Below are 21,884 nucleotides of genomic sequence, written 5' to 3' on the forward strand. Positions count from 1 at the left end.
AGACATCACAGAAGCCATGAGCTTTCCCTGAGATGTGGAAAGGTCAAACTGCAAACCTGTTTGTGCCACCAGAGATACCCCGAAATGCCCAAGATCTTGTAATGACTGTACGAGATCCACGGTGCTTCTGCCCCAGCGTGTCAATTCCGTCACCAAGATGGCATCGATTTCACGAGATTGCGCCATGGTCATCAAGTATTTTCTTTGCAATCTCTCATCCTTACTGCCTGATGCAGTTTCTTTCCAAACACCGACAACATCGTAGCCGCAACGATTGGCGTAGGCACGTAGGTCATATTCCTGTCGTTCGCAGGACTGATCGTTCGTTGATACTCGGCAATAAATGGCCGCATTCTGTCCCAATTGAACCTCCTTGCGAAATTGCAGCGCAAAGCTAAGCGTGGCGGTACAAAATAATGTACCTTTAATAGTTTAGTTTATTTGGGACTAATGAGCCATGCCGCGCCATTCTATTTTGTCGTCCACGGAATTGGGAAGCCTGTTCGAAATTCCAGATGATAGAGCTTTTATGCTTCAGCATTACACTCTGAGTGATTCTGATAAATCCATAGTCCATCAACATCGAGGGGCATCCAACAAGCTAGGCTTTGCAATTCAACTTTGCTACATGCGTTACCCTGGAGTGATATTGGGTATTAACGACGAACCATTCAAACCCTTACTTTTCATGATGGCTGCTCAACTTAGTATATCAGTGGACTGCTGGAATGATTATGGTCAGCGCGAGCAAACAAGACGAGAACATATTGCCGAATTGAAAAAAGTTTTTGGGTTCAAACTATTCACCTTGAGTGACTATCGGCAATCGGTCAATATGATGGTGGATTTGTCCCTTCAGACAGATAAAGGTCTTATTTTAGCCACAACTCTCGTTGAAAATTTACGACAAAAATCAGTCCTTTTGCCAGCTATAAATGCAATTGATAGTATTTGCGCAGAAGCAATCACATCTGCCAACCGCATAATTTATACTGCTTTGACGAGCTCACTTTCAGAAACTCATCGTCAAAATATAGATGCTTTGCTGAACCGTAAAGAGGGCAGCAAACTGACAATATTGGGGTGGCTTAGACAGTCACCAGCTAAACCAAACTCAAAGTACATGCTTGAGCACATTGAGCGGCTGAAGTGCTTACAAGCCATCGATCTACCTGAAGACATTGGAAAACACGTTCATCAAAATCGCTTACTGAAAATTGCTCGCGAAGGTGGGCAAATGACTCCTGCTGATTTGGCCAGATTTGAATCTCAACGTCGATATGCCACTTTGGTAGCAATCGTTGTGGAGAGTATGGCCACGATCACCGACGAAATTATTGACCTGCATGATCGCATTATTGGAAAGCTATTTGCTATCGCAAAAAATAAACACCAGCAACAATTTCAATCATCAGGTAAAGCGATCAACGACAAAGTGCGTTTGTATGGGCTTATCGGGAAAGCCTTGCTAGATGCCAAGCAAAATGGCAGTGATCCGTTTGCCGCCATCGAAACTGTTATTTCATGGGATGCTTTTGCAGCAAGTATTACTGAGGCAGAAAAACTGGCGCAACCCGAAGACTTTGATTTTTTACCACGAATTGGCGAGAGCTATGCAACTTTACGCCGTTACGCGCCAGAACTTCTTGCCATACTTAAATTGCGTGCTGCCCCAGCAGCAAAAGATATGCTTGCCGCTGTAGAGTTGCTCCGCAGCATGAATGTTGATAATACACGAAAAATCCCCTCTAATGCTCCAATAGCGTTTATCAAAAAACGGTGGGCAAGACTAGTCTTTACCGATGATGGTATTGATCGCCGCTATTACGAAATATGTGTGTTATCTGAACTTAAAAACTCGCTACGGGCTGGGGATCTCTGGGTACAAGGCTCTCGCCAATTCAAAGACTTCGATGAGTATTTAGTGACTGCTGATAAATTTAATCAGCTAAAACAGTCCAATGAGTTACCTCTAACCATTACTACTGATTGTGATCTATATTTGCAAAGTCGCCTTTCACTATTGGAGCAGAAATTAGCAATCATTAATCGCATGGCAGCGACCAACGATTTGCCTGATGCGATGATCAATCAATCTGGTCTAAAAATAACACCTCTCGATGCCGTGGCTCCTGATACAGCCCAAACTTTAATTGACCAAACAGCAATGCTGTTACCACATATCAAGATCACCGAATTATTAATGGAGGTCGATGAATGGACAGGCTTTACTCGACACTTCACTCATTTGAAAACGGATGACACTGCGAAGGATAAAGCGTTATTGCTCACGACCATACTGGCTGATGCAATTAATTTAGGGCTGACGAAAATGGCCGAATCATGTCCTGGTACAACTTATGCCAAACTCTCATGGCTACAGGCTTGGCATATCCGTGATGAAACTTATTCAACGGCATTGGCCGAATTGGTGAATGCTCAATTGAAACAACCTTTCGCTGAAAACTGGGGAGATGGCACTACCTCCTCATCAGATGGCCAACGCTTCCGCGCAGGTGGCAGAGCTGAAAGTACAGGACATATCAATCCAAAATATGGCGCAGAGCCTGGAAGGTTATTTTATACACACATTTCTGATCAATACGCACCATTTAGCAGTAAGCTGATCAATGTGGGCGTTCGTGATTCAACCTATGTTCTTGATGGGCTGCTGTATCACGAGTCTGATTTACGCATCGAGGAACACTACACCGATACGGCTGGATTCACCGACCATGTTTTTGCACTCATGCACATGCTAGGGTTTCGATTTGCACCACGAATTCGTGATCTGGGCGATACGAAACTCTATATTCCAAAGTCAGACATAGACTATGCCGCACTTAAACCCATGATTGGCGGCACACTGAATATCAAACAGATTCGTACTCATTGGGACGATATTTTGCGTCTGGCCGCATCAATCAAGCAAGGGACTGTCACAGCGTCGCTAATGCTACGTAAACTCGGTAGTTATCCACGACAGAATGGTTTGGCATTGGCATTACGAGAGCTGGGGCGTATTGAGCGCACACTGTTTATCTTGGATTGGTTGCAAAGCGTAGAACTACGCCGTCGGGTTCAAGCTGGATTAAATAAAGGTGAAGCCCGTAATGCATTAGCGCGCGCCGTTTTCTTTTATCGATTGGGTGAGATTCGAGATCGAAGCTTTGAGCAACAGCGTTATCGAGCCAGTGGCTTGAATCTAGTGACCGCCGCCATTGTATTGTGGAACACGGTTTATTTAGAGAGAGCGACTAACGCCCTACGAGGGCATGGTCGCACAGTCGATGATACCTTGCTGCAATATCTGTCACCGCTGGGGTGGGAGCACATCAATTTAACTGGGGATTATCTATGGCGAAGCAAAGCCAAGATAGGTGGTGGAAAATTTAGGCCATTGCGCGCAATTGAAAAACCTTAGCGTGCTATATTTTCCGTTTCCTGAGACGACCCCTACAAGGGCCGTAAGCCGTCACTGACTCCTGAACAAGTGGCTCTGCTGCATCAACGTCTTGAATCTGGCGACTACAAAACCAAGCGAGCATTGGCGAAGGAGTTTGGGATTTCTGCGCCAACGCTGTATCGGTATCAGTAGTAGTTCCAGCTATTTGATATTATTTGTCTATCTATTGAAAATTTTTCTGAGTAAAACAGGGTCGGCATCCTGAACTGAGCTTGCTCCAATTTTATTTGCTGCTAACCGTAAACAGGAATCGACCGATACAAACCAACTTGCCATCAAGTAGTAACTGAACCGATACTGTCGTAATGCGCCGACCCGCACGAACAATACTGGGGACTGCCTGTAACGTACCTATAAATGCTGGCCGCAGGTAATCAAAGGTCATCGTGGAGCATAAGGGCAGCTCATTATCACCACGCTGACGGGCAAGATAGGCGGCGGCGGCCACTTCACCAAAACTCGCGAGAATGCCGCCATGAAACGTGCCAATCATCGGGTTGCCGATATGCGAATCACGAAAGTCCATAAAGTACTGTATTTCTCCATGTTGCATTTCCTCACGAAAACCTAGAAAATCGACAAAAGGCTCGTCACACAATTTTAGTGGGGGTGTTTCCGCGCTCATCTGATTTACTATACTCATATCACTCGCCTCGCGCTTCATTGCTGTCAAAAGAGGGTCCCATCGTGCCGATTGCGAAAGAACCAGTGACAGTAGCCAGTAGCTCACCACTGTCTTCTGCAACCGCTCGGCCCGTGATAAAGGCCACCGTATCGGTTCTACCAATGCAATCCACTATCGCCTTTAAACCTACCGCAGAGGGAATACGTCGCAAAAAATCGACACGCAAATCAATAGTGGCAATCGGCTCTAACGACCGCAATGACGAAAAAATAGATAAGCCGCAAGTCGTATCCAGCAGCGTCACCAAAGCCCCTCGATGCAGTGAGCCTTTACGGTCAGAGAGTTGCTCAGAGAAGGGCATCGTCATCTCGGCATGACCATCGCTCACTGCACCAACACTAATATTGAACATATTGAATAAAGGGTGATTAGTACCAAAAAACGCCTTAGCCATGGTCAGGTGTGCCGTGTTATTACTGTCCATTTTTGAACTCCCGCCATTGCTGGCTGATTTTATTGCGAAAAAATTAGCGGCACGTCTCAAAGTGCAAGGGCGGCATCTGTATAATTACGTTCGGCCTGCATCACCGCCACAATGGCCTCTTCAATGGCGGCATATGGAAAGTTTGTGCTTTCCGAGGCAGACTTCAAACACATGGCTAATGCCGTCCATGCTTTTTCGCAAGCCCTCATTAACAGGGGCAGTCGATATTGCTGTACACTTGCGTCATAGTGAACCGCTTCATCAAGGAATTCAGCGTACATTTTGCGGAAGCCGCCGCCACCTGTGCCACGCTTTTCAATAATTTGGTAGGCAAATCGGGTCGTCCAGTGCCAATCGCCTGTGGCTCCCCAACGACTCAGTTCGGCCAGCCATGTTTCCAGTGCCGATATGCCACTCACAGCTAATGACTTGGCGTTGTCATGGATGACACCGGTAATCATCTCGGGGGTAATTTCGCCTTGAAACGCGGTGGGCGTGAACATATTGCCATAGTGAATAAATGGGGGCTGTGTAGAAAAACGTGCGCGGGTCAGTGCCTCTCGCGTCACCGACAAAACACTCGGACGCTCGGTATCGGTGACAAATACCGCACCTGTCTCTGGATTTCTCGACCAAGCGGCTATGGCGTGACCGGGAAAGTGCGTGCTGCTGTTGAAGTAAGGTAAATAAAAAATATCCGTCAGCAACAGGGTGGGGTGACCCGCATCCAAACATTTCTCCAGCGCGGTGGCTGCCGATTCGGGTGACTCGAAGGTTTGCCACTCAAAGGGTATACCGATACTTTCAAATACGCGCGCTTCAAACCCCAAAGACCGCACATGCACTAAAAATGGCACAGGGGCGTCAGCCATTTCCAAATAGGTCACGCCAAGCCCTGAGCCTAATCCAAAGCACATGGCCTCGGAAATATTCAGCCCATTAAACTCGAGCAAATCACGAATTGCGGAGCTGCCACAATGCCTCCCGATGGCGTGCGTGATACGGGATGGAGTCTTATAGTTGGTCACAGGTTTTTTGCCTCTTCGTGAAAATCTGGATTAAGGATGCCTCTTGTCATCATCTGCCATATCGCATCCGCGATCTGTTCAAGATTGTACTTACCATTTTCTTTATACCAAGTGGCAGCCCAGTTTATTGCTCCTAGCCCAATCAGTCTTAACAGATCTGCATCCACATCGTTTCGGATACAACCATAAGACTGCAGATCATCAAGAATTGTCTGCCAATATCGCTCGTATCTGTCTCTCTCAGCAATAATCTGCTCACGTGCGACTCCATGTACCGAGCGCCACTCAAACAACAACACATAAACCATATCGTCACCCGACATAAGGATATCGACATGTGTCTGCAGTGCCGATTGCATTTTTTTGAGTGGATCTTGAATCGCGGAAGTCGCCTCAACAATCCTGTAAATAGTTCTCTCAATAGCAAGCCGCATCATATCAACCAAAATATCGTCTTTACTACGATAGCGGTAATGCAGACTGCCTGGAAGAATACCACAAGCACTGGCAATTTCTCGCACACTGGTACGCTCAAAACCCTTTTCTCGAAACAGCTTGGCAGAAGCGGCTAATACTCTCTCGCGGTCAGCAACTTCGACTCGCGTAGATTCACTACTCAACATAGTTTGACTCATAACATTATATCAATAAGACAGGTTACTCGACTTGGTCAAGTCGAGTCGAGTCTTTCACGGTCTCTCCTGATCTATACAGCTTTTGCAATGGGGACATTAAAAACAATTCGTGACGCTTCCATAGGGTCTTGATGCTTATCATATTCAGCCAGCCAAGAATTAACCTTTTCTGGGATTTCGGTGTCGCTAGGATGGAAACCTGGCTTAAACCAGTCCAGATAGCGTGGAATAAGTCTGGTAATCAGGCCACGTGGTCCATAGAGGCGATAAAATCCCTTAGCAAGCACCAATGGCTGACCTTGTAGTTTGTCAATTTTCAACATATGCCAAAGAACTGAGCCAACCACCGCATGTACCAGTAGCGTTCCGATAATCAAAGCAGATGCGCGGGTGAAATACCCCCCACCTGCCGCTGTTTCGTAAACATCAAAGGCTACTGTTTTGTGTTCGACTTCTTCTACCCCATGCCACATGAACATGGCACGCATTGCGGGATGAGCATTCTTGAACATCTCACCCTCACCCTCCATAGCACCCTCGCCTAGTACAGCAGTAATATGTTCAAAGGCAGCTGTCATGGCCAACAGATACTTGGCGGGCAGGTGTTTTTGGGAGAGCCGAATAAATAATTTGAATCTTGCGATGACCTTTTCGACATGAATGCCTTGCGACTGCATCACCGCATTATACTGGTCATGCACAATGCCATGTTGCGCTTCTTGGCGAAAAAAGTTTTTGATATCTTCTCTCAGTTTAGGATCTGTGACCAGATCCTGATAGTTACGCACCGACTGAATAAAAAAACGCTCTCCATCGGGGAAGTGAATAGAAAGTGCATCAAAGAAGCGTGTTAACACCGGGTCACCGTCGTTCCAAAAAACTGGAACATCACTTAAATCAAACCGCGGCTTACGTGGCTGGATATTGATCATATGAGTCATGGCGAGAGTTTCCTTGTAAAGGCATCGAATGTCTGTAAACCTGCTATCACATTTGACCTTGAGCAATATTTTTCACCTTGGTCAGGCACAGCAAATATCACACAAGAATTCAACGGGTATTGGTCAAATGACCAAATGCATATTTTGAATATATATTGGTCGATTGACCAAATGTCAAGCCTGTCCTCAAAATTTGATAGAATGAGTTAACAACGCAGCAGGTGAGCCAGATCATCTTTGACATCGAATATAGCTACCAGACCTTTTGGCAGAGGTGTTTTTTTAATGTTAGTTTTTTTACATTAGAGTGTGTTGACGTTTGAAAATATTGATTGCAAATTGGAGGCAGACTCAGAGAATTAAAGCTCTCCCCATCCGAGTCCACCATGCCACGCTTTATGCTGAACGACCAACATTGAGCAAAGATTTCTCCTATGCTCAAGCAACAGGACATTGATCACAAACCAAATTTACGGCTCACCGTAGAAGCCATGCTCTACAGAATGTGGGTGAAATGTCCATGGCTAGACCTACCTCCTGACTGAGTTTGGTCAGCAGCCTAATCTCTACAAAAGATACAACGACTGGTCAGCAAAAGGTTTTTTCCAAAGCATACTCAGGGTTTTATCTACTGACTCTGATATAGAGTAGGGGTTATGGATAGCAATTACGTCAAGGCACATCAACATAATGCACGTGCTGCAACTCACGATCAGGAGGCGATTGGCTTAAGTCGAGGTAGCAAGACAAGTAAGATCCATCTTGCCGTAGATGGGTATGGATTACCCATCGTGTTTGCGATCACGGGTGGTGAATTACACAAAGCCAAAGCTGCACCTGACTTGCTCTCACAGGTATCTATCGATGCCATTCTGATTAACATCTGAATCAGCGTAATGCAAATCTAGCCTGATGTAGTTTTAAGCTACCCCATCAACGCCTGTACCGCAATCGACTCATCCGCCAACCGCAGTGGATCGACCGCCGTACCAGCCGTGATCAGCTTTTTGCTTAGCATAAACTCCTGCGGACGATTCACACAATCCGCCGCAATCAGGCGACCCGCCTGCAAATAAAACGCTGCAAAGCTACGCCTTTGCTGCACATCACCCCGAATCACGATCTGATCATACCCCTGACTGAGTCCCGCAATCTGCAACTTTAGATCATACTGATCTGACCAAAACCAAGGCAAACTCTTCGAGGTCCGCTGTAAGCCACACAAGGTCGCCGAGGCAATTTTGGCCTGTTCATTGGCGTTTGGTACCGACTCCAAGCGCATCCGCCGCTGATAAATCGGATTAAACGCATTGGCACAATCCCCGATGGCCACAATCTCTGGCGCACTGGTACGGCAATACTCATCAATCACAATACCATTGTCCACCTGCAAGCCCGCGTCCAGCGCCAACTCGATATTCGGTACAACCCCGACCCCGATGATCACCAGATCTGCATCGAACATCGAACCATCGGCACACAGCACCGCTTGCGCCCGCCCCTCACCCGTGATCGCCGTGACCGACACACCGGTATGAATCGTCACACCCTGTTCGCGATGAATCCGCGTATAAAAGTCCGACACTTCCGGTGCAGTTACCCGCTGCAAAATCCGCTCGGCGGCTTCCAAGACCACCACCTGCATGCCCTGCTCGGTCAATGCGGCGGCTGTTTCAAGACCGATATAGCCACCACCGATCACCACTGCTTTGCCGTTGGGTTGTACAAATGGCTGGATAGCCTGTACATCGCTGATATTTCTAAGATAATGCACACCTGCCAAATCAGACCCAGCCAGCGACACCGTCCTGACTCGTGCACCGGTACACAGCGCCAACTGGTCATACGCAAGCGTACTGCCATCTTGTAGTGTCACGCTGCGCGCTGCCCGATCAATCGCAACCACCCGCCCGTGCCGAAATTCGATCTGATTTTTTTGATAAAAAGCGGCTGGCCGAATCAATAACTCATCGACCAGTTGTGCACCGCATAAAAAGGTCTTGGACAACGGCGGTCGATGATACGGCAAATACGGCTCATCGCCGATCACCACAATCTCGCCCTGCCAGCCATCTGGCCGCAGACTTGCCGCCAACTGCGCCGCAGCATGACTTGCGCCAATGATGACGATTGTTTGCATATGAATTCACTCAGTTCATGGTTGATGCACAGCATCAATTGTTGCCGACGACAGTTGCAAAATGCCTCTGTCGCCTATTTTGATACCTACGCTTTGGCAGTCAGTTTGACCATCATCTTGGCATAGCCGCGCACAAAGTTAGACTGCACCAACTCTGGCTCACCCAATACCTCAATATTGTCGAAGCGAAGCAATAACTCCTCCCACAGAATCCGCAACTGCATCTCGGCCAAGCGATTGCCCATACAGCGATGCACACCAAAGCCAAATGACAAATGATTGCGTGCACCTTTACGATCAATCAAAAACGCATCTGGCTGTTCAATCACCCGCTCGTCACGATTGCCCGAGGCATACCACATTAAGATCTTGTCGCCCTTACGGATGGTTTGGCCGTGCATCTCGATGTCTTGCTTGGCGATGCGACGCATATACGCCAGTGGGGTCTGCCAGCGAATGATCTCGGACACCATATTTGGAATCAGGCTCGGTTGGTTTTTCAGTTTGACAAACTGCTCAGGAAACAGGTTCAGCGCATATACCCCGCCGGTCATGGAGTTCCGCGTGGTGTCATTCCCACCGACAATCAGCAAGGCCAAATTGCCCAAAAACTCCATCGGACGGTGAATCAAATCCTTGGTATCGTCATTGCTCAGCATTAAGCTAATCAAATCAAATCCCATCGGCTCACCTGCCGCTTGCTGAGCCGCCTTGGCATGCCACAGCGCGGCAAACTGCTTGGCCATATCAGCGGCGGCATTAAAAAGCACATCGTTGTCGCTAATCTCACCGCCCGTGGCTTCTGCGCTGCCCGCCAACGTATCAGACCAGTACACCAGCTTGTGCCGCTGTTCATACGGAAAATCTAACAAGGTCGCCAGCATGCGTGCGGTGATTTCTTTGGACACCCGCTCCACCCAATCAAACGGCGTATCGAGCGGCAAATCATCCAAAATCTCTTGTACCCGACTGCGGATCAGCCCTTCCATTTCTTTTAAATTTTTCGGTGCGACCACACCTTGTACCGCTTGACGCTGCACATCGTGCTTAGGCGGATCCATTGCAATAAACATTTCCACATCCAGTCCGGCGGGCGGCTTGCCAATCACAATCACCGGTTCCGCCGAAAACAGCTCGTGGGATTTGTCCACGAACACAATATCGTCATAACGGGTAATCGACCAAAATGCACCGAATGGACTGCTTTTTTGGTAATGAACAGGACGCTCGTCGCGTAGCCGCTTAAAGTATGACTGCCATTGATGCTGTCGATATAAAAACGGATTGCTCATATCGATGTCTTCGAGCTTGAGCGTGGCAACATCGGGGATTGGCTTTTCTACAAAATCAGGGAACGGTTGCGCCTGTGTCACCCGTTGCTTGACCTTTTGGAACACCTGCATGCCTTTCACTTGTAAATGCATGGGTATCGGCAGCAGGGCTGAAATTTGGTTTAGTGTGGCTTGCATGTTTTTCATGATTCATTCCTCAATGATGATGCTTAACAGCTGTTGAAATCTGCCGTCACTACATTTGAAACTCAGGCAAATGCACCACCATGCCATCCATTGCATCGGACAATTGAATCTGGCACGCCAAACGAGACGACGCCGTACCTTCTGGTACCATCTCTAGCATGCGCGCCTCTTCGTCATTGGGCTGTCCTGTCGCCGCCAGCCAAGCACCGTCAACGATCACATGACAGGTTCCACAAGCACATTCGCCACCGCAATCTCCATCAATGCCGGATACGCCGTGATCGATAGCCAGTTGCATCAGCGACTTGCCCGCTTCGATGTCAAGTACGGTGGCGGTACCGTCATACTCGATCAATGTAATTTGACCCATTATTACTACTCCTGTGTGGTATACGGTTGCTGGTGACGCCGATGAAAATAGCCATCCCTCTTTACTCATAATAGACATGTATCCATACTGCTTACAGGTCTCTTGTTGACAATATAGGGTCATTAAAAGACGATTATGGCGCTGTAGCCCCATCGTCGATTGCATTTTTCTAGTCGATGTTCTTTCATACTGGTCTGTTATTGAGGTGTTTGAGCCATGTTGCATCCAAGTCTGCTGACTGGTCTCGCCAGTACAAGTGAATCTGCTAATATCCCCTGTAGCTATACCCGTCTGATTGGCCGAGAGCTGGACTTGCAGGCGCGTGACCTACCTAAACTATTAAAATTCACCACGCTGACCGCTGAACAACTGATGCGTGACGACACGATGATCACGGCCAGCCAACAGATTCAAATCTTACAAAATAGCTTGGAGTTGTCCGCATCCGATCAGTTTGGCTTGCGTTTAGGGCAGCGGCTCACGCCGTCAACACATGGCTCGATGGGCTTTTTAATCAATAGCAGCCCGAACTTATTGGCCGTGTTACAAGCGTTTCAAACTTTTTTGCCGACCCGTATGAGTTTGATTAGGCTCGAAACACACACCAATGCTGAGTGGACGACCTGCTTGATTTTCTTTGAGCAGACCTTGAGTCATGCAGTACATCGGCTACTGTCCGAAACTGTTGCGGTGATTTTTTCGGAATGTGCCGAATTTATTGTTGGACGACCGCTGACCGAGGCGGTGATTCAGTTTAGCCATCCCGCCCCCGATCATCATGCCTGTTACGCGGATTATCTTGCCGGTACCTATCAGTTTGATCAGCCACAACTGTCGATCCGAGTGCCGACCGAGTTGTGCTTGATTGCCAATGCATCCGCGCAGCACGATAGCTATCTGCTGGCGATGCAACAATGCGAAATGATCCTCAACCGGCTCAAGACCCAACAACACAGCACCACCTACCAAGTGCAAAAAGCCATGCTGTCCTATCCGCTCGGGCAACTGAGTGAAGAGGATCTGGCTGCAGCCTTGTTTATGAATAAGCGTACGCTGGCCAGACGTCTGGTCAAAGAGAACACGAGTTACCGGCTGATTCGAGATCGGATTTTATCTGAGAAAGCCAGTAGTTATTTACATGACCCTCAAATATCGGTCGAGGCAATTGCCAGCTTACTGAATTACCACGACTCTGCTAATTTTCGGCGCGCGTTTAAACGCTGGTTTGGTGTATCACCAAGTGCTTATCGGCGAAAAATCACCCATCGGCAAGAAGAAAATGACCTGAGAGAATGAGGTTGTTCGTATGATTGTTAATACGTTGAAACATCAATACGCCCTAGAAAAATACCTTAAAACGCTATGTCAGAGATGGCAATCATATGGCAGCCCTCCACTTCCAATCCGATAACCTCAACTCAACCCAACGCTTGCAACCCGCTGTGAACTCTGTAGAGGTTTTAATTCCCATTGCAGCCCATCCACCGTCAATGTCTTCAGTTAGGGGTCGTCTCAGGAAACGGAAAATATAGCACGCTAAGGATTTTCACTCCGACTTCTTTTAACGATATCCAACACGGTATTTTTGCTTAGATTGACCAGCCGACCGACTTGTCGATAAGAGTGTCCAGCAGACACCAACTCCAACACTTTAGGTGCCAGACGATCTGACTTGGTACGTTGACCAGGACGACGACCAAACACAACGCCACGCGCTTGTGCCGCTGCTACACCAGAGCGCACACGTTCACGTAGTAAATCTCCCTCAAACTCTGCTAATGCAGACATCACAGAAGCCATGAGCTTTCCCTGAGATGTGGAAAGGTCAAACTGCAAACCTGTTTGTGCCACCAGAGATACCCCGAAATGCCCAAGATTGTTGACGCTCACTTAATATTGACCAGCGATGCTCGTTGAATATTGACCAGGCATTTAAGCAATGTAGCGTACTACACTGCTGTGGATAAATCGATCAATTGCTGTTGCTTTTTCTTCACTGATCGACGGTTAAAATAACTCTCCTTTCTCTGCTTCTCGTTTCTTTATACGCTGCTTGGCTTCCTCCGTGCTTTGCTTAAAACGATAGGATTCATTACCCGTTTCGATGATATGGCAATGATGAGTCAGTCGATCCAGCAGTGCAGTCGTCAACTTAGCATCACCAAATACATTGCTCCATTCCGAGAAGCTCAAGTTCGTCGTAATGATAGGGGTCGTCTCAGGAAACGGAAAATATAGCACGCTAAGGTTTTTCAATTGCGCGCAATGGCCTAAATTTTCCACCACCTATCTTGGCTTTGCTTCGCCATAGATAATCCCCAGTTAAATTGATGTGCTCCCACCCCAGCGGTGACAGATATTGCAGCAAGGTATCATCGACTGTGCGACCATGCCCTCGTAGGGCGTTAGTCGCTCTCTCTAAATAAACCGTGTTCCACAATACAATGGCGGCGGTCACTAGATTCAAGCCACTGGCTCGATAACGCTGTTGCTCAAAGCTTCGATCTCGAATCTCACCCAATCGATAAAAGAAAACGGCGCGCGCTAATGCATTACGGGCTTCACCTTTATTTAATCCAGCTTGAACCCGACGGCGTAGTTCTACGCTTTGCAACCAATCCAAGATAAACAGTGTGCGCTCAATACGCCCCAGCTCTCGTAATGCCAATGCCAAACCATTCTGTCGTGGATAACTACCGAGTTTACGTAGCATTAGCGACGCTGTGACAGTCCCTTGCTTGATTGATGCGGCCAGACGCAAAATATCGTCCCAATGAGTACGAATCTGTTTGATATTCAGTGTGCCGCCAATCATGGGTTTAAGTGCGGCATAGTCTATGTCTGACTTTGGAATATAGAGTTTCGTATCGCCCAGATCACGAATTCGTGGTGCAAATCGAAACCCTAGCATGTGCATGAGTGCAAAAACATGGTCGGTGAATCCAGCCGTATCGGTGTAGTGTTCCTCGATGCGTAAATCAGACTCGTGATACAGCAGCCCATCAAGAACATAGGTTGAATCACGAACGCCCACATTGATCAGCTTACTGCTAAATGGTGCGTATTGATCAGAAATGTGTGTATAAAATAACCTTCCAGGCTCTGCGCCATATTTTGGATTGATATGTCCTGTACTTTCAGCTCTGCCACCTGCGCGGAAGCGTTGGCCATCTGATGAGGAGGTAGTGCCATCTCCCCAGTTTTCAGCGAAAGGTTGTTTCAATTGAGCATTCACCAATTCGGCCAATGCCGTTGAATAAGTTTCATCACGGATATGCCAAGCCTGTAGCCATGAGAGTTTGGCATAAGTTGTACCAGGACATGATTCGGCCATTTTCGTCAGCCCTAAATTAATTGCATCAGCCAGTATGGTCGTGAGCAATAACGCTTTATCCTTCGCAGTGTCATCCGTTTTCAAATGAGTGAAGTGTCGAGTAAAGCCTGTCCATTCATCGACCTCCATTAATAATTCGGTGATCTTGATATGTGGTAACAGCATTGCTGTTTGGTCAATTAAAGTTTGGGCTGTATCAGGAGCCACGGCATCGAGAGGTGTTATTTTTAGACCAGATTGATTGATCATCGCATCAGGCAAATCGTTGGTCGCTGCCATGCGATTAATGATTGCTAATTTCTGCTCCAATAGTGAAAGGCGACTTTGCAAATATAGATCACAATCAGTAGTAATGGTTAGAGGTAACTCATTGGACTGTTTTAGCTGATTAAATTTATCAGCAGTCACTAAATACTCATCGAAGTCTTTGAATTGGCGAGAGCCTTGTACCCAGAGATCCCCAGCCCGTAGCGAGTTTTTAAGTTCAGATAACACACATATTTCGTAATAGCGGCGATCAATACCATCATCGGTAAAGACTAGTCTTGCCCACCGTTTTTTGATAAACGCTATTGGAGCATTAGAGGGGATTTTTCGTGTATTATCAACATTCATGCTGCGGAGCAACTCTACAGCGGCAAGCATATCTTTTGCTGCTGGGGCAGCACGCAATTTAAGTATGGCAAGAAGTTCTGGCGCGTAACGGCGTAAAGTTGCATAGCTCTCGCCAATTCGTGGTAAAAAATCAAAGTCTTCGGGTTGCGCCAGTTTTTCTGCCTCAGTAATACTTGCTGCAAAAGCATCCCATGAAATAACAGTTTCGATGGCGGCAAACGGATCACTGCCATTTTGCTTGGCATCTAGCAAGGCTTTCCCGATAAGCCCATACAAACGCACTTTGTCGTTGATCGCTTTACCTGATGATTGAAATTGTTGCTGGTGTTTATTTTTTGCGATAGCAAATAGCTTTCCAATAATGCGATCATGCAGGTCAATAATTTCGTCGGTGATCGTGGCCATACTCTCCACAACGATTGCTACCAAAGTGGCATATCGACGTTGAGATTCAAATCTGGCCAAATCAGCAGGAGTCATTTGCCCACCTTCGCGAGCAATTTTCAGTAAGCGATTTTGATGAACGTGTTTTCCAATGTCTTCAGGTAGATCGATGGCTTGTAAGCACTTCAGCCGCTCAATGTGCTCAAGCATGTACTTTGAGTTTGGTTTAGCTGGTGACTGTCTAAGCCACCCCAATATTGTCAGTTTGCTGCCCTCTTTACGGTTCAGCAAAGCATCTATATTTTGACGATGAGTTTCTGAAAGTGAGCTCGTCAAAGCAGTATAAATTATGCGGTTGGCAGATGTGATTGCTTCTGCGCAAATACTATCAATTGCATTTATAGCTGGCAAAAGGACTGATTTTTGTCGTAAATTTTCAACGAGAGTTGTGGCTAAAATAAGACCTTTATCTGTCTGAAGGGACAAATCCACCATCATATTGACCGATTGCCGATAGTCACTCAAGGTGAATAGTTTGAACCCAAAAACTTTTTTCAATTCGGCAATATGTTCTCGTCTTGTTTGCTCGCGCTGACCATAATCATTCCAGCAGTCCACTGATATACTAAGTTGAGCAGCCATCATGAAAAGTAAGGGTTTGAATGGTTCGTCGTTAATACCCAATATCACTCCAGGGTAACGCATGTAGCAAAGTTGAATTGCAAAGCCTAGCTTGTTGGATGCCCCTCGATGTTGATGGACTATGGATTTATCAGAATCACTCAGAGTGTAATGCTGAAGCATAAAAGCTCTATCATCTGGAATTTCGAACAGGCTTCCCAATTCCGTGGACGACAAAATAGAATGGCGCGGCATGGCTCATTAGTCCCAAATAAACTAAACTATTAAAGGTACATTATTTTGTACCGCCACGCTTAGCTTTGCGCTGCAATTTCGCAAGGAGGTTCAATTGGGACAGAATGCGGCCATTTATTGCCGAGTATCAACGAACGATCAGTCCTGCGAACGACAGGAATATGACCTACGTGCCTACGCCAATCGTTGCGGCTACGATGTTGTCGGTGTTTGGAAAGAAACTGCATCAGGCAGTAAGGATGAGAGATTGCAAAGAAAATACTTGATGACCATGGCGCAATCTCGTGAAATCGATGCCATCTTGGTGACGGAATTGACACGCTGGGGCAGAAGCACCGTGGATCTCGTACAGTCATTACAAGATCTTGGGCATTTCGGGGTATCTCTGGTGGCACAAACAGGTTTGCAGTTTGACCTTTCCACATCTCAGGGAAAGCTCATGGCTTCTGTGATGTCTGCATTAGCAGAGTTTGAGGGAGATTTACTACGTGAACGTGTGCGCTCTGGTGTAGCAGCGGCACAAGCGCGGGGCGTTGTGTTTGGTCGTCGTCCTGGTCAACGTACCAAGTCAGATCGTCTGGCACCTAAAGTGTTGGAGTTGGTGTCTGCTGGACACTCTTATCGACAAGTCGGTCGGCTGGTCAATCTAAGCAAAAATACCGTGTTGGATATCGTTAAAAGAAGTCGGAGTGAAAATCCTTAGCGTGCTATATTTTCCGTTTCCTGAGACGACCCCAAATTAAAGAGCTGATCAAACAACATAACATTCAGGTGCTATCCAGTAATTTCTCCTTATATGGCGAAATGTCCAAGCGCTTTATGGAGCTGCTTGGGGACTATGTTGCACCAGGAGATCAAGAGGTCTATTCCATTGATGAATGCTTTCTGAAGCTCACAGCTTACGAGCATCTATTTGACCTGACTGTATATGCTCAAGACATGAGGGCTAAGGCTTGGCGTTGGTTAGGCCTACCCTGCTGTATTGGAATTGGTCGCTCTAAAACCGAAGCCAAGATTGCCAATCATCTCGCCAAGAAAAACAAGTTCTTCAATGGGGTCTGTAATCTGGCCCATATGGACCCATGCTCTACAGAAACGCTACTCGCGCAGGTTGATGTGTCTGAGGTTTGGGGCGTAGGCAGACAGAACTGTAAGAAGCTCAATACTATGGGTGTTCAATCTGTGCTGGATCTGATCAATGCCAATCCTAAAGAAATCAAAAAGCAGTTTAGTATCGTGATGGAAAAGACGGTGCTTGAGCTACAGGGCCTTTCTTGTATTGACCTTAGTGATGATACTGTAGCGAAGAAGCAAATCATCAGCAGCCGTTCATATGGCAACCCAGTGTATGAAATGGATGACATTAAAGCTTCGGTTCGGCTTTATGTGGCCAGAGCCGTGAAACGAATGCGGGAAGATGGCTCAATCTGCAAGATGATCGGCGTGTATATCCAAACCAGTCGCTTTGATAATACAGAGCGCTACTCGCCTTACATCGTCGTTCAAATGCATGAGCATACGGATGATCTACTGCTCATCACCAAGGCCGCGATGAAAGGCATCGATCAGATATTTAAGAAAGGCTTTAAGTATAAAAAGGCGGGAATCGTGCTGCTCGAAATTACAGATCAATCCAAGTTTGTGCCCGATCTATTCACGGACTATTCACATAAGCAAGAGCGAGAAAGGCTTTCAGATGCCATCGAAGCCATCAGTGAACGGTTTGGGAAGAATCTCGTCACGCTAGGCATTGCCAACAATAAAGAAGCCACATGGCACATGAATCAAAACCTTAGATCACCTTCGTATTTAACCAAATGGTCTGACTTACCAAGAGTAGGATAAAAACATGCACTTATTTAAATTAACTGACGAACAACTCGCACAAATTCTTATCCCGAAACGATTTGTACCACCTACTCCACCTGAACATGAAGGCAAGAATATGGTCTATGTATTTGATAGTGAGGATAAGTTTGAACTGACTTATGATGAGCTGGTGGAAATCATTAGCAAAGCTAGAATGGCTGGTCCGAAGTTGATACCTGTCTTAGGCACCGTGAATTAAATTGTGCAGTGTTCGCACGCCACTTGAAACATAACTTGATTGGAAATGAATTTGGGCTGAGAAAAATTCAGTTCAAATTTAACCTGACGGGCACACTAAAAAATGGGTAATTGTCAGATCGAGTTTGGACTACAACACTTTAGCTCAGCGATTTACCAATTTACACTAGTGTCTAAAATCCAGTGACGAAACTGTGATGCTAAAGCTTTTAAATTTCCCCTTTTTAAGATGCTTAGGCTATTTGATCCAGAGTTCATCTTCTTGCATCATTTTTAACATTAAATTAAATATAACCAGCGGAGTAACATTTTTTTTGTTAGAACCGACAACTCTTTGAAAACTAAATTTAACGGTTCGCTCAGGAGCACCCAAATTAACTGGGTAGTTTTGTTTTTCTAAATACAGATGATCTCCTAACATTGGCTCTATACCAGTAATAAAATTAACAATTTGTTGCTCATCACCTTTCATTCGGCATTGAAAATGTAGAAAATTCTTACGCAGTTTTCCAAGTAATAATAATATTTTAAGCGCCTTAAACATGTTCTTTTCTTTCAGTGCATCTTGCTGCCTATCATCTTTATAATGAAAATCAAGGAGAGGAATTATTTCATCTTGACGAGTCAGTTTTTTAGCCTTTTCGTAAAGTTCATCAAACCAACTCTCTTCTAAATTCTTACTATAAACATAATTCGTTTTTAAATTAAATTTTTGGCGATCCATCCATTTATTGCTCATCCATTGACATCGTTGCATCCATTCTTGAGCTTGAGTATCTTCGCTTAAACGACCTTCTCTAAAACTTATCAAACGTTGAAAAGGTGTCAGATTACTCTTCTCGATACTAAACTTCTTTTCTTGTCGGCCAGCAATCGTAACTGGCTGTGTTTGCTGATAAGAATTAAACCATTTCTGCTGCTGAGTATAACGATTTAGGTTTATGTAGTCTGTACTTGACTTCACTGGACTAAAACACTGTTCTAATACTTTTTTTGAAATGATACACGGCGAATTATAAATTCGATCGACTGCTAATAAATCCAAAACATGAAGGTAATTTGAAGCCGTTTGCTCAATACTGCTATGCCCCATCCAAGAGGCGAGCACCTGCCATTTATGTTGAATAATCTCTTCTTGAGCACGTGCTTTCATACCAAACAATAAATCCCTCATCTTTTTTGCTTTTACCCAAGGACAATCTGTGTAGGTCTTGATCATTTCTTTTGAACCGAGCAAAGTTATTGCTAGATAGTTAGCAGCACTGTGGCGTAATGTATGAAAACTAAAGCCATGATGCATACCTAATATTTGACTAAACAAATCTACTGTAATTTTGCTGATACATTGATCAGTTAATACACGATGATTCACACTAAAAAGTAGATCATCCTGCTGATTAACCAAATATTGCTCATAACGATGTTGTATGTAACGTTGTACTACTAAAAACTCATGTTCTGACAATGCAATTTTCAATGGTATTTGACGATTCGCACTTCGCGTTTTCAGACGGCGATATGAATTGTCTTGGATATGAAGCGTGATATTATTAAAAACTGTATTTTCTTTTTCTTTATAAAGTAGCTCTGGGCAAATAATATCTTGTATTTTAAGACAACGAACTTCATTTAATCGAAGTCCAGTTCTATAACTTAGTAAATACATCAGCTTTAAACAACTCAGATGATCGACCCACTCTGATGCCGTTGGCTCTTGACTTAAATTTTCTAGTTTTTCCAATAATTTGCCAAATAGCAAAGGACTCACTAGCCGTGCATTGCAAATTTGTAAATGCTTAAAACTTGAATTCTGTAACACCAATACCCCTGGAGCATCATAATTCTCTATACAGAATTGATGAAAATCTTTTAGGCGACCAAAACGGTATTCTGCGCTTTGGTGCATCTTACGAGAGGTTTTTCCTTTCACCGAATCTCGTTGAACTGCTTTTTCATCACGTTCACTGCTGTATTTCAATAGCTGCCGATATAAATCCTCATAGTCATCTATGGATTGTTGCTTTAAATCTAATTTATTGAGCCAAATCTCAAATATAAATTCTTTGCCAAACGATCCTAAGTAGCTTTCAATAGTTGATAATTGAAGCCCTCGTTTTTTTAAATGCATTAACCATTCAATTAAGCGTAGTTGAGCATCAATTAAAGACTTTTCCTCCGTATTAGCATCAACTATCTTCTCCTCTAACACCCTTCTGGTTTCTTGCCAAAAACGTAGCGTGCGTTCTTCTTTATTCCTCTTTTTATCTAAACGCTCAACTTTTTGACCTTTACGTTTCTTTTGATCAAACAACATCAACTCATACGGAATCGTTTGTAATTTGCTTTGAGCAGTCGGAACTTCCGGATGTAACTGCTCTTGTTCAAAATGAATAGGGCGACTCTCTTGTTCTGTGACTTGATTGTAATCATTATTCCACAGCAATCTAAATTCGGATGGCCTTAAAGCGACAGTATTAATCTCTTGCTGAAGCACATTACTCAAAAATATATCAAGGCTAAGGTTTGGATTAAATTCGAGTACCATTTGCACATCATTAAATGCACGAAATCCACGGCGTTTAATTTGATATTGCAGATCCCCAAGACTTTTTTTCCTGCCTATCTTACTCAAGCTTTCTAAAATACAATCTTCAACTGAATGTTGCAGACGAAATTCTTTCTGAGTGGCTTTCAACTTTTTTAAATATTGTAAAATGAACTGTGCATATGGGTTAAAAAAAACATGTTTCCATTTGTACAACTTTCCCTGTTCTACATCGTTGCCATATTGAGAGTTTTCAACACGATAATGTAGTAACAATGGATTAGTGATCTTTTGATAATCAGAATGGTATAACCGAAAACAATTCAGATCTGTACCAAGCTCAATGGCATCCTGCAATTGTTTCTGAATAGTAATCAAATGCTGTTCATCTGCACAGCCTGAAATATATATAAAACTTAAGCATAAATTTCCCCATAAGTACTTCGGTTCATCCCAATATTCAAATGAATCTTGCCAATACTGCCTTAATTCCTTGACTACCAGAATATGTAGATGCCCGTGTTTTAATCGTGACTCTGTACTCTCAATTTTTCTAGGCAGTACTATCCGTTTCGTATGTGGATTTAGCTTAATTCTGTATGATTTTTTATCTACATTCTGGTTGAATTGCCTCCTTCTTTTATTAAATTCATCTTCAGTAAATTGCATCAGTTTTGATTGTTCGTCTCGGCTCAACTTTTGACTCAAATAATCAACACTATCTTTAATGTCATGCCATTTTTCAGCGATCTGCTGATCAAGTTTTTGCTGCATGTCTTTCGTCAATACTTCAGGTGAAGAAGGCTGTCTATCTAGCGACTTTTTCACCAATTTATGAATATCAACAAATAGATCATCTAGTTGCGGTTTTATTAGTTCTTTGATTTTTTGCATAC

The 21,884-nt window shown here is 45.0% G+C and carries 17 protein-coding genes and 3 pseudogenes; 7 read left to right on the forward strand and 13 right to left on the reverse strand.

All coding sequences use genetic code 11. The features are described 5' to 3' along the window. Positions 1 to 363 (reverse strand): recombinase family protein (locus F981_RS22540; protein ID WP_004726713.1); only part of this gene is annotated, 363 nt, incomplete at its 3' end. Positions 364 to 457: 94 nt separating this feature from the next. Between F981_RS22540 and F981_RS22545 the strand changes: the two genes are divergently transcribed. Beyond that, positions 458 to 3,424: a Tn3-like element ISAcsp1 family transposase gene (locus tag F981_RS22545; RefSeq protein ID WP_004726714.1), complete on the forward strand. Its 2,967-nt coding sequence runs from the start codon at positions 458 to 460 to the stop codon at positions 3,422 to 3,424. 51 nt (positions 3,425 to 3,475) lie between these two features. After that, positions 3,476 to 3,598 (forward strand): annotated as a pseudogene (locus F981_RS23500) (helix-turn-helix domain-containing protein); the annotation flags it as partial. A gap of 91 nt (positions 3,599 to 3,689) precedes the next feature. On the opposite strand, the gene F981_RS22550 reads toward F981_RS23500, so the two are convergent. From F981_RS22550 to F981_RS22570, 5 genes are all read right to left on the reverse strand, one after another. After that, on the reverse strand, positions 3,690 to 4,109 hold the full coding sequence (locus F981_RS22550) for a PaaI family thioesterase (RefSeq protein WP_000029507.1): 420 nt from the start codon (positions 4,107 to 4,109) through the stop codon (positions 3,690 to 3,692). A 1-nt stretch (position 4,110) separates the two neighbouring features. Further along, positions 4,111 to 4,575, reverse strand: a complete 465-nt coding sequence (locus tag F981_RS22555) for a PaaI family thioesterase (RefSeq protein WP_000378064.1) — start codon at positions 4,573 to 4,575, stop codon at positions 4,111 to 4,113. A gap of 56 nt (positions 4,576 to 4,631) precedes the next feature. Continuing rightward, positions 4,632 to 5,603, reverse strand: coding sequence for a BtrH N-terminal domain-containing protein (locus F981_RS22560; RefSeq protein ID WP_000186299.1), 972 nt, complete (start codon positions 5,601 to 5,603; stop codon positions 4,632 to 4,634). Further along, on the reverse strand, positions 5,600 to 6,226 hold the full coding sequence (locus F981_RS22565; RefSeq protein WP_000952904.1) for a TetR/AcrR family transcriptional regulator: 627 nt from the start codon (positions 6,224 to 6,226) through the stop codon (positions 5,600 to 5,602). The genes F981_RS22560 and F981_RS22565 overlap by 4 nt, the downstream gene beginning before the upstream one ends. A gap of 83 nt (positions 6,227 to 6,309) precedes the next feature. Further along, the gene (locus F981_RS22570; RefSeq protein WP_000149466.1) at positions 6,310 to 7,179 is read right to left on the reverse strand and encodes a metal-dependent hydrolase; all 870 of its coding nucleotides are present in this window, start codon (positions 7,177 to 7,179) and stop codon (positions 6,310 to 6,312) included. 656 nt (positions 7,180 to 7,835) lie between these two features. Here F981_RS22570 and F981_RS22580 point away from each other — a divergent pair. Beyond that, positions 7,836 to 8,066 carry an IS5 family transposase gene (locus F981_RS22580; protein ID WP_004656998.1) on the forward strand — a complete coding sequence of 77 codons (231 nt, stop codon included), beginning with the start codon at positions 7,836 to 7,838 and terminating at the stop codon, positions 8,064 to 8,066. Positions 8,067 to 8,104: 38 nt separating this feature from the next. On the opposite strand, the gene F981_RS22585 is transcribed toward F981_RS22580, so the two are convergent. The 3 genes from F981_RS22585 to F981_RS22595 all read right to left on the reverse strand — a co-directional run bounded on the left by F981_RS22585 (position 8,105) and on the right by F981_RS22595 (position 11,167). Then, positions 8,105 to 9,319, reverse strand: coding sequence for an NAD(P)/FAD-dependent oxidoreductase (locus F981_RS22585; protein ID WP_001193555.1), 1,215 nt, complete (start codon positions 9,317 to 9,319; stop codon positions 8,105 to 8,107). Between the two features lie 86 nt (positions 9,320 to 9,405). After that, positions 9,406 to 10,788, reverse strand: a complete 1,383-nt coding sequence (locus F981_RS22590) for a cytochrome P450 (protein ID WP_009516417.1) — start codon at positions 10,786 to 10,788, stop codon at positions 9,406 to 9,408. Between the two features lie 58 nt (positions 10,789 to 10,846). Further along, positions 10,847 to 11,167 carry a 2Fe-2S iron-sulfur cluster-binding protein gene (locus tag F981_RS22595; RefSeq protein WP_004658513.1) on the reverse strand — a complete coding sequence of 107 codons (321 nt, stop codon included), beginning with the start codon at positions 11,165 to 11,167 and terminating at the stop codon, positions 10,847 to 10,849. Positions 11,168 to 11,383: 216 nt separating this feature from the next. Between F981_RS22595 and F981_RS22600 the strand changes: the two genes are divergently transcribed. Beyond that, on the forward strand, positions 11,384 to 12,463 hold the full coding sequence (locus F981_RS22600) for a transcriptional regulator CypR (protein ID WP_004658508.1): 1,080 nt from the start codon (positions 11,384 to 11,386) through the stop codon (positions 12,461 to 12,463). A 240-nt stretch (positions 12,464 to 12,703) separates the two neighbouring features. On the opposite strand, the gene F981_RS22605 is transcribed toward F981_RS22600, so the two are convergent. From F981_RS22605 to F981_RS22615, 3 genes and pseudogenes are all read right to left on the reverse strand, one after another. After that, entirely contained in the window at positions 12,704 to 13,057 is a 354-nt protein-coding gene (locus F981_RS22605) for a recombinase family protein (RefSeq protein WP_009516421.1), read from the reverse strand. Between the two features lie 117 nt (positions 13,058 to 13,174). Then, a pseudogene (locus F981_RS22610) lies at positions 13,175 to 13,393 on the reverse strand (ATP-binding protein); the annotation flags it as partial. 16 nt (positions 13,394 to 13,409) lie between these two features. Then, complete coding sequence (locus F981_RS22615) at positions 13,410 to 16,376, reverse strand: Tn3-like element ISAcsp1 family transposase (protein WP_004726714.1); 2,967 nt, start codon at positions 16,374 to 16,376, stop codon at positions 13,410 to 13,412. A gap of 94 nt (positions 16,377 to 16,470) precedes the next feature. Here F981_RS22615 and F981_RS22620 point away from each other — a divergent pair, with 94 nt between their 5' ends. The 3 genes and pseudogenes from F981_RS22620 (at position 16,471) to F981_RS22630 (ending at position 18,444) form a co-directional block, all read left to right on the forward strand. Further along, the gene (locus tag F981_RS22620) at positions 16,471 to 17,079 is read left to right on the forward strand and encodes a recombinase family protein (RefSeq protein ID WP_004726718.1); all 609 of its coding nucleotides are present in this window, start codon (positions 16,471 to 16,473) and stop codon (positions 17,077 to 17,079) included. A 32-nt stretch (positions 17,080 to 17,111) separates the two neighbouring features. Beyond that, positions 17,112 to 18,221: pseudogene (locus F981_RS22625) on the forward strand (Y-family DNA polymerase); the annotation flags it as partial. Between the two features lie 4 nt (positions 18,222 to 18,225). Then, positions 18,226 to 18,444 carry a hypothetical protein gene (locus tag F981_RS22630; RefSeq protein WP_000550047.1) on the forward strand — a complete coding sequence of 73 codons (219 nt, stop codon included), beginning with the start codon at positions 18,226 to 18,228 and terminating at the stop codon, positions 18,442 to 18,444. Between the two features lie 237 nt (positions 18,445 to 18,681). Here the strand turns inward: F981_RS22630 and F981_RS22635 are convergent, their stop codons facing one another. Then, positions 18,682 to 21,882: a tyrosine-type recombinase/integrase gene (locus F981_RS22635; RefSeq protein WP_001169437.1), complete on the reverse strand. Its 3,201-nt coding sequence runs from the start codon at positions 21,880 to 21,882 to the stop codon at positions 18,682 to 18,684. Positions 21,883 to 21,884 lie beyond the last annotated feature (2 nt).

The sequence above is a fragment of the Acinetobacter guillouiae CIP 63.46 genome (genome assembly GCF_000368145.1).
Taxonomy (GTDB): domain Bacteria; phylum Pseudomonadota; class Gammaproteobacteria; order Pseudomonadales; family Moraxellaceae; genus Acinetobacter; species Acinetobacter guillouiae.

Excerpts from the sequence above, each read along its gene's own strand:
- F981_RS22545 (WP_004726714.1), top strand. The coding sequence starts at position 458 with ATGCCGCGCCATTCTATTTTGTCGTCCACGGAATTGGGAAGCCTGTTC.
- F981_RS22635 (WP_001169437.1), bottom strand. The coding sequence starts at position 21,882 with ATGCAAAAAATCAAAGAACTAATAAAACCGCAACTAGATGATCTATTT.
- F981_RS22555 (WP_000378064.1), bottom strand. The coding sequence starts at position 4,575 with ATGGACAGTAATAACACGGCACACCTGACCATGGCTAAGGCGTTTTTT.
- F981_RS22600 (WP_004658508.1), top strand. The coding sequence starts at position 11,384 with ATGTTGCATCCAAGTCTGCTGACTGGTCTCGCCAGTACAAGTGAATCT.
- F981_RS22595 (WP_004658513.1), bottom strand. The coding sequence starts at position 11,167 with ATGGGTCAAATTACATTGATCGAGTATGACGGTACCGCCACCGTACTT.
- F981_RS22565 (WP_000952904.1), bottom strand. The coding sequence starts at position 6,226 with ATGTTGAGTAGTGAATCTACGCGAGTCGAAGTTGCTGACCGCGAGAGA.
- F981_RS22550 (WP_000029507.1), bottom strand. The coding sequence starts at position 4,109 with ATGAGTATAGTAAATCAGATGAGCGCGGAAACACCCCCACTAAAATTG.
- F981_RS22615 (WP_004726714.1), bottom strand. The coding sequence starts at position 16,376 with ATGCCGCGCCATTCTATTTTGTCGTCCACGGAATTGGGAAGCCTGTTC.
- F981_RS22630 (WP_000550047.1), top strand. The coding sequence starts at position 18,226 with ATGCACTTATTTAAATTAACTGACGAACAACTCGCACAAATTCTTATC.
- F981_RS22570 (WP_000149466.1), bottom strand. The coding sequence starts at position 7,179 with ATGACTCATATGATCAATATCCAGCCACGTAAGCCGCGGTTTGATTTA.
- F981_RS22585 (WP_001193555.1), bottom strand. The coding sequence starts at position 9,319 with ATGCAAACAATCGTCATCATTGGCGCAAGTCATGCTGCGGCGCAGTTG.
- F981_RS22580 (WP_004656998.1), top strand. The coding sequence starts at position 7,836 with ATGGATAGCAATTACGTCAAGGCACATCAACATAATGCACGTGCTGCA.
- F981_RS22590 (WP_009516417.1), bottom strand. The coding sequence starts at position 10,788 with ATGCAAGCCACACTAAACCAAATTTCAGCCCTGCTGCCGATACCCATG.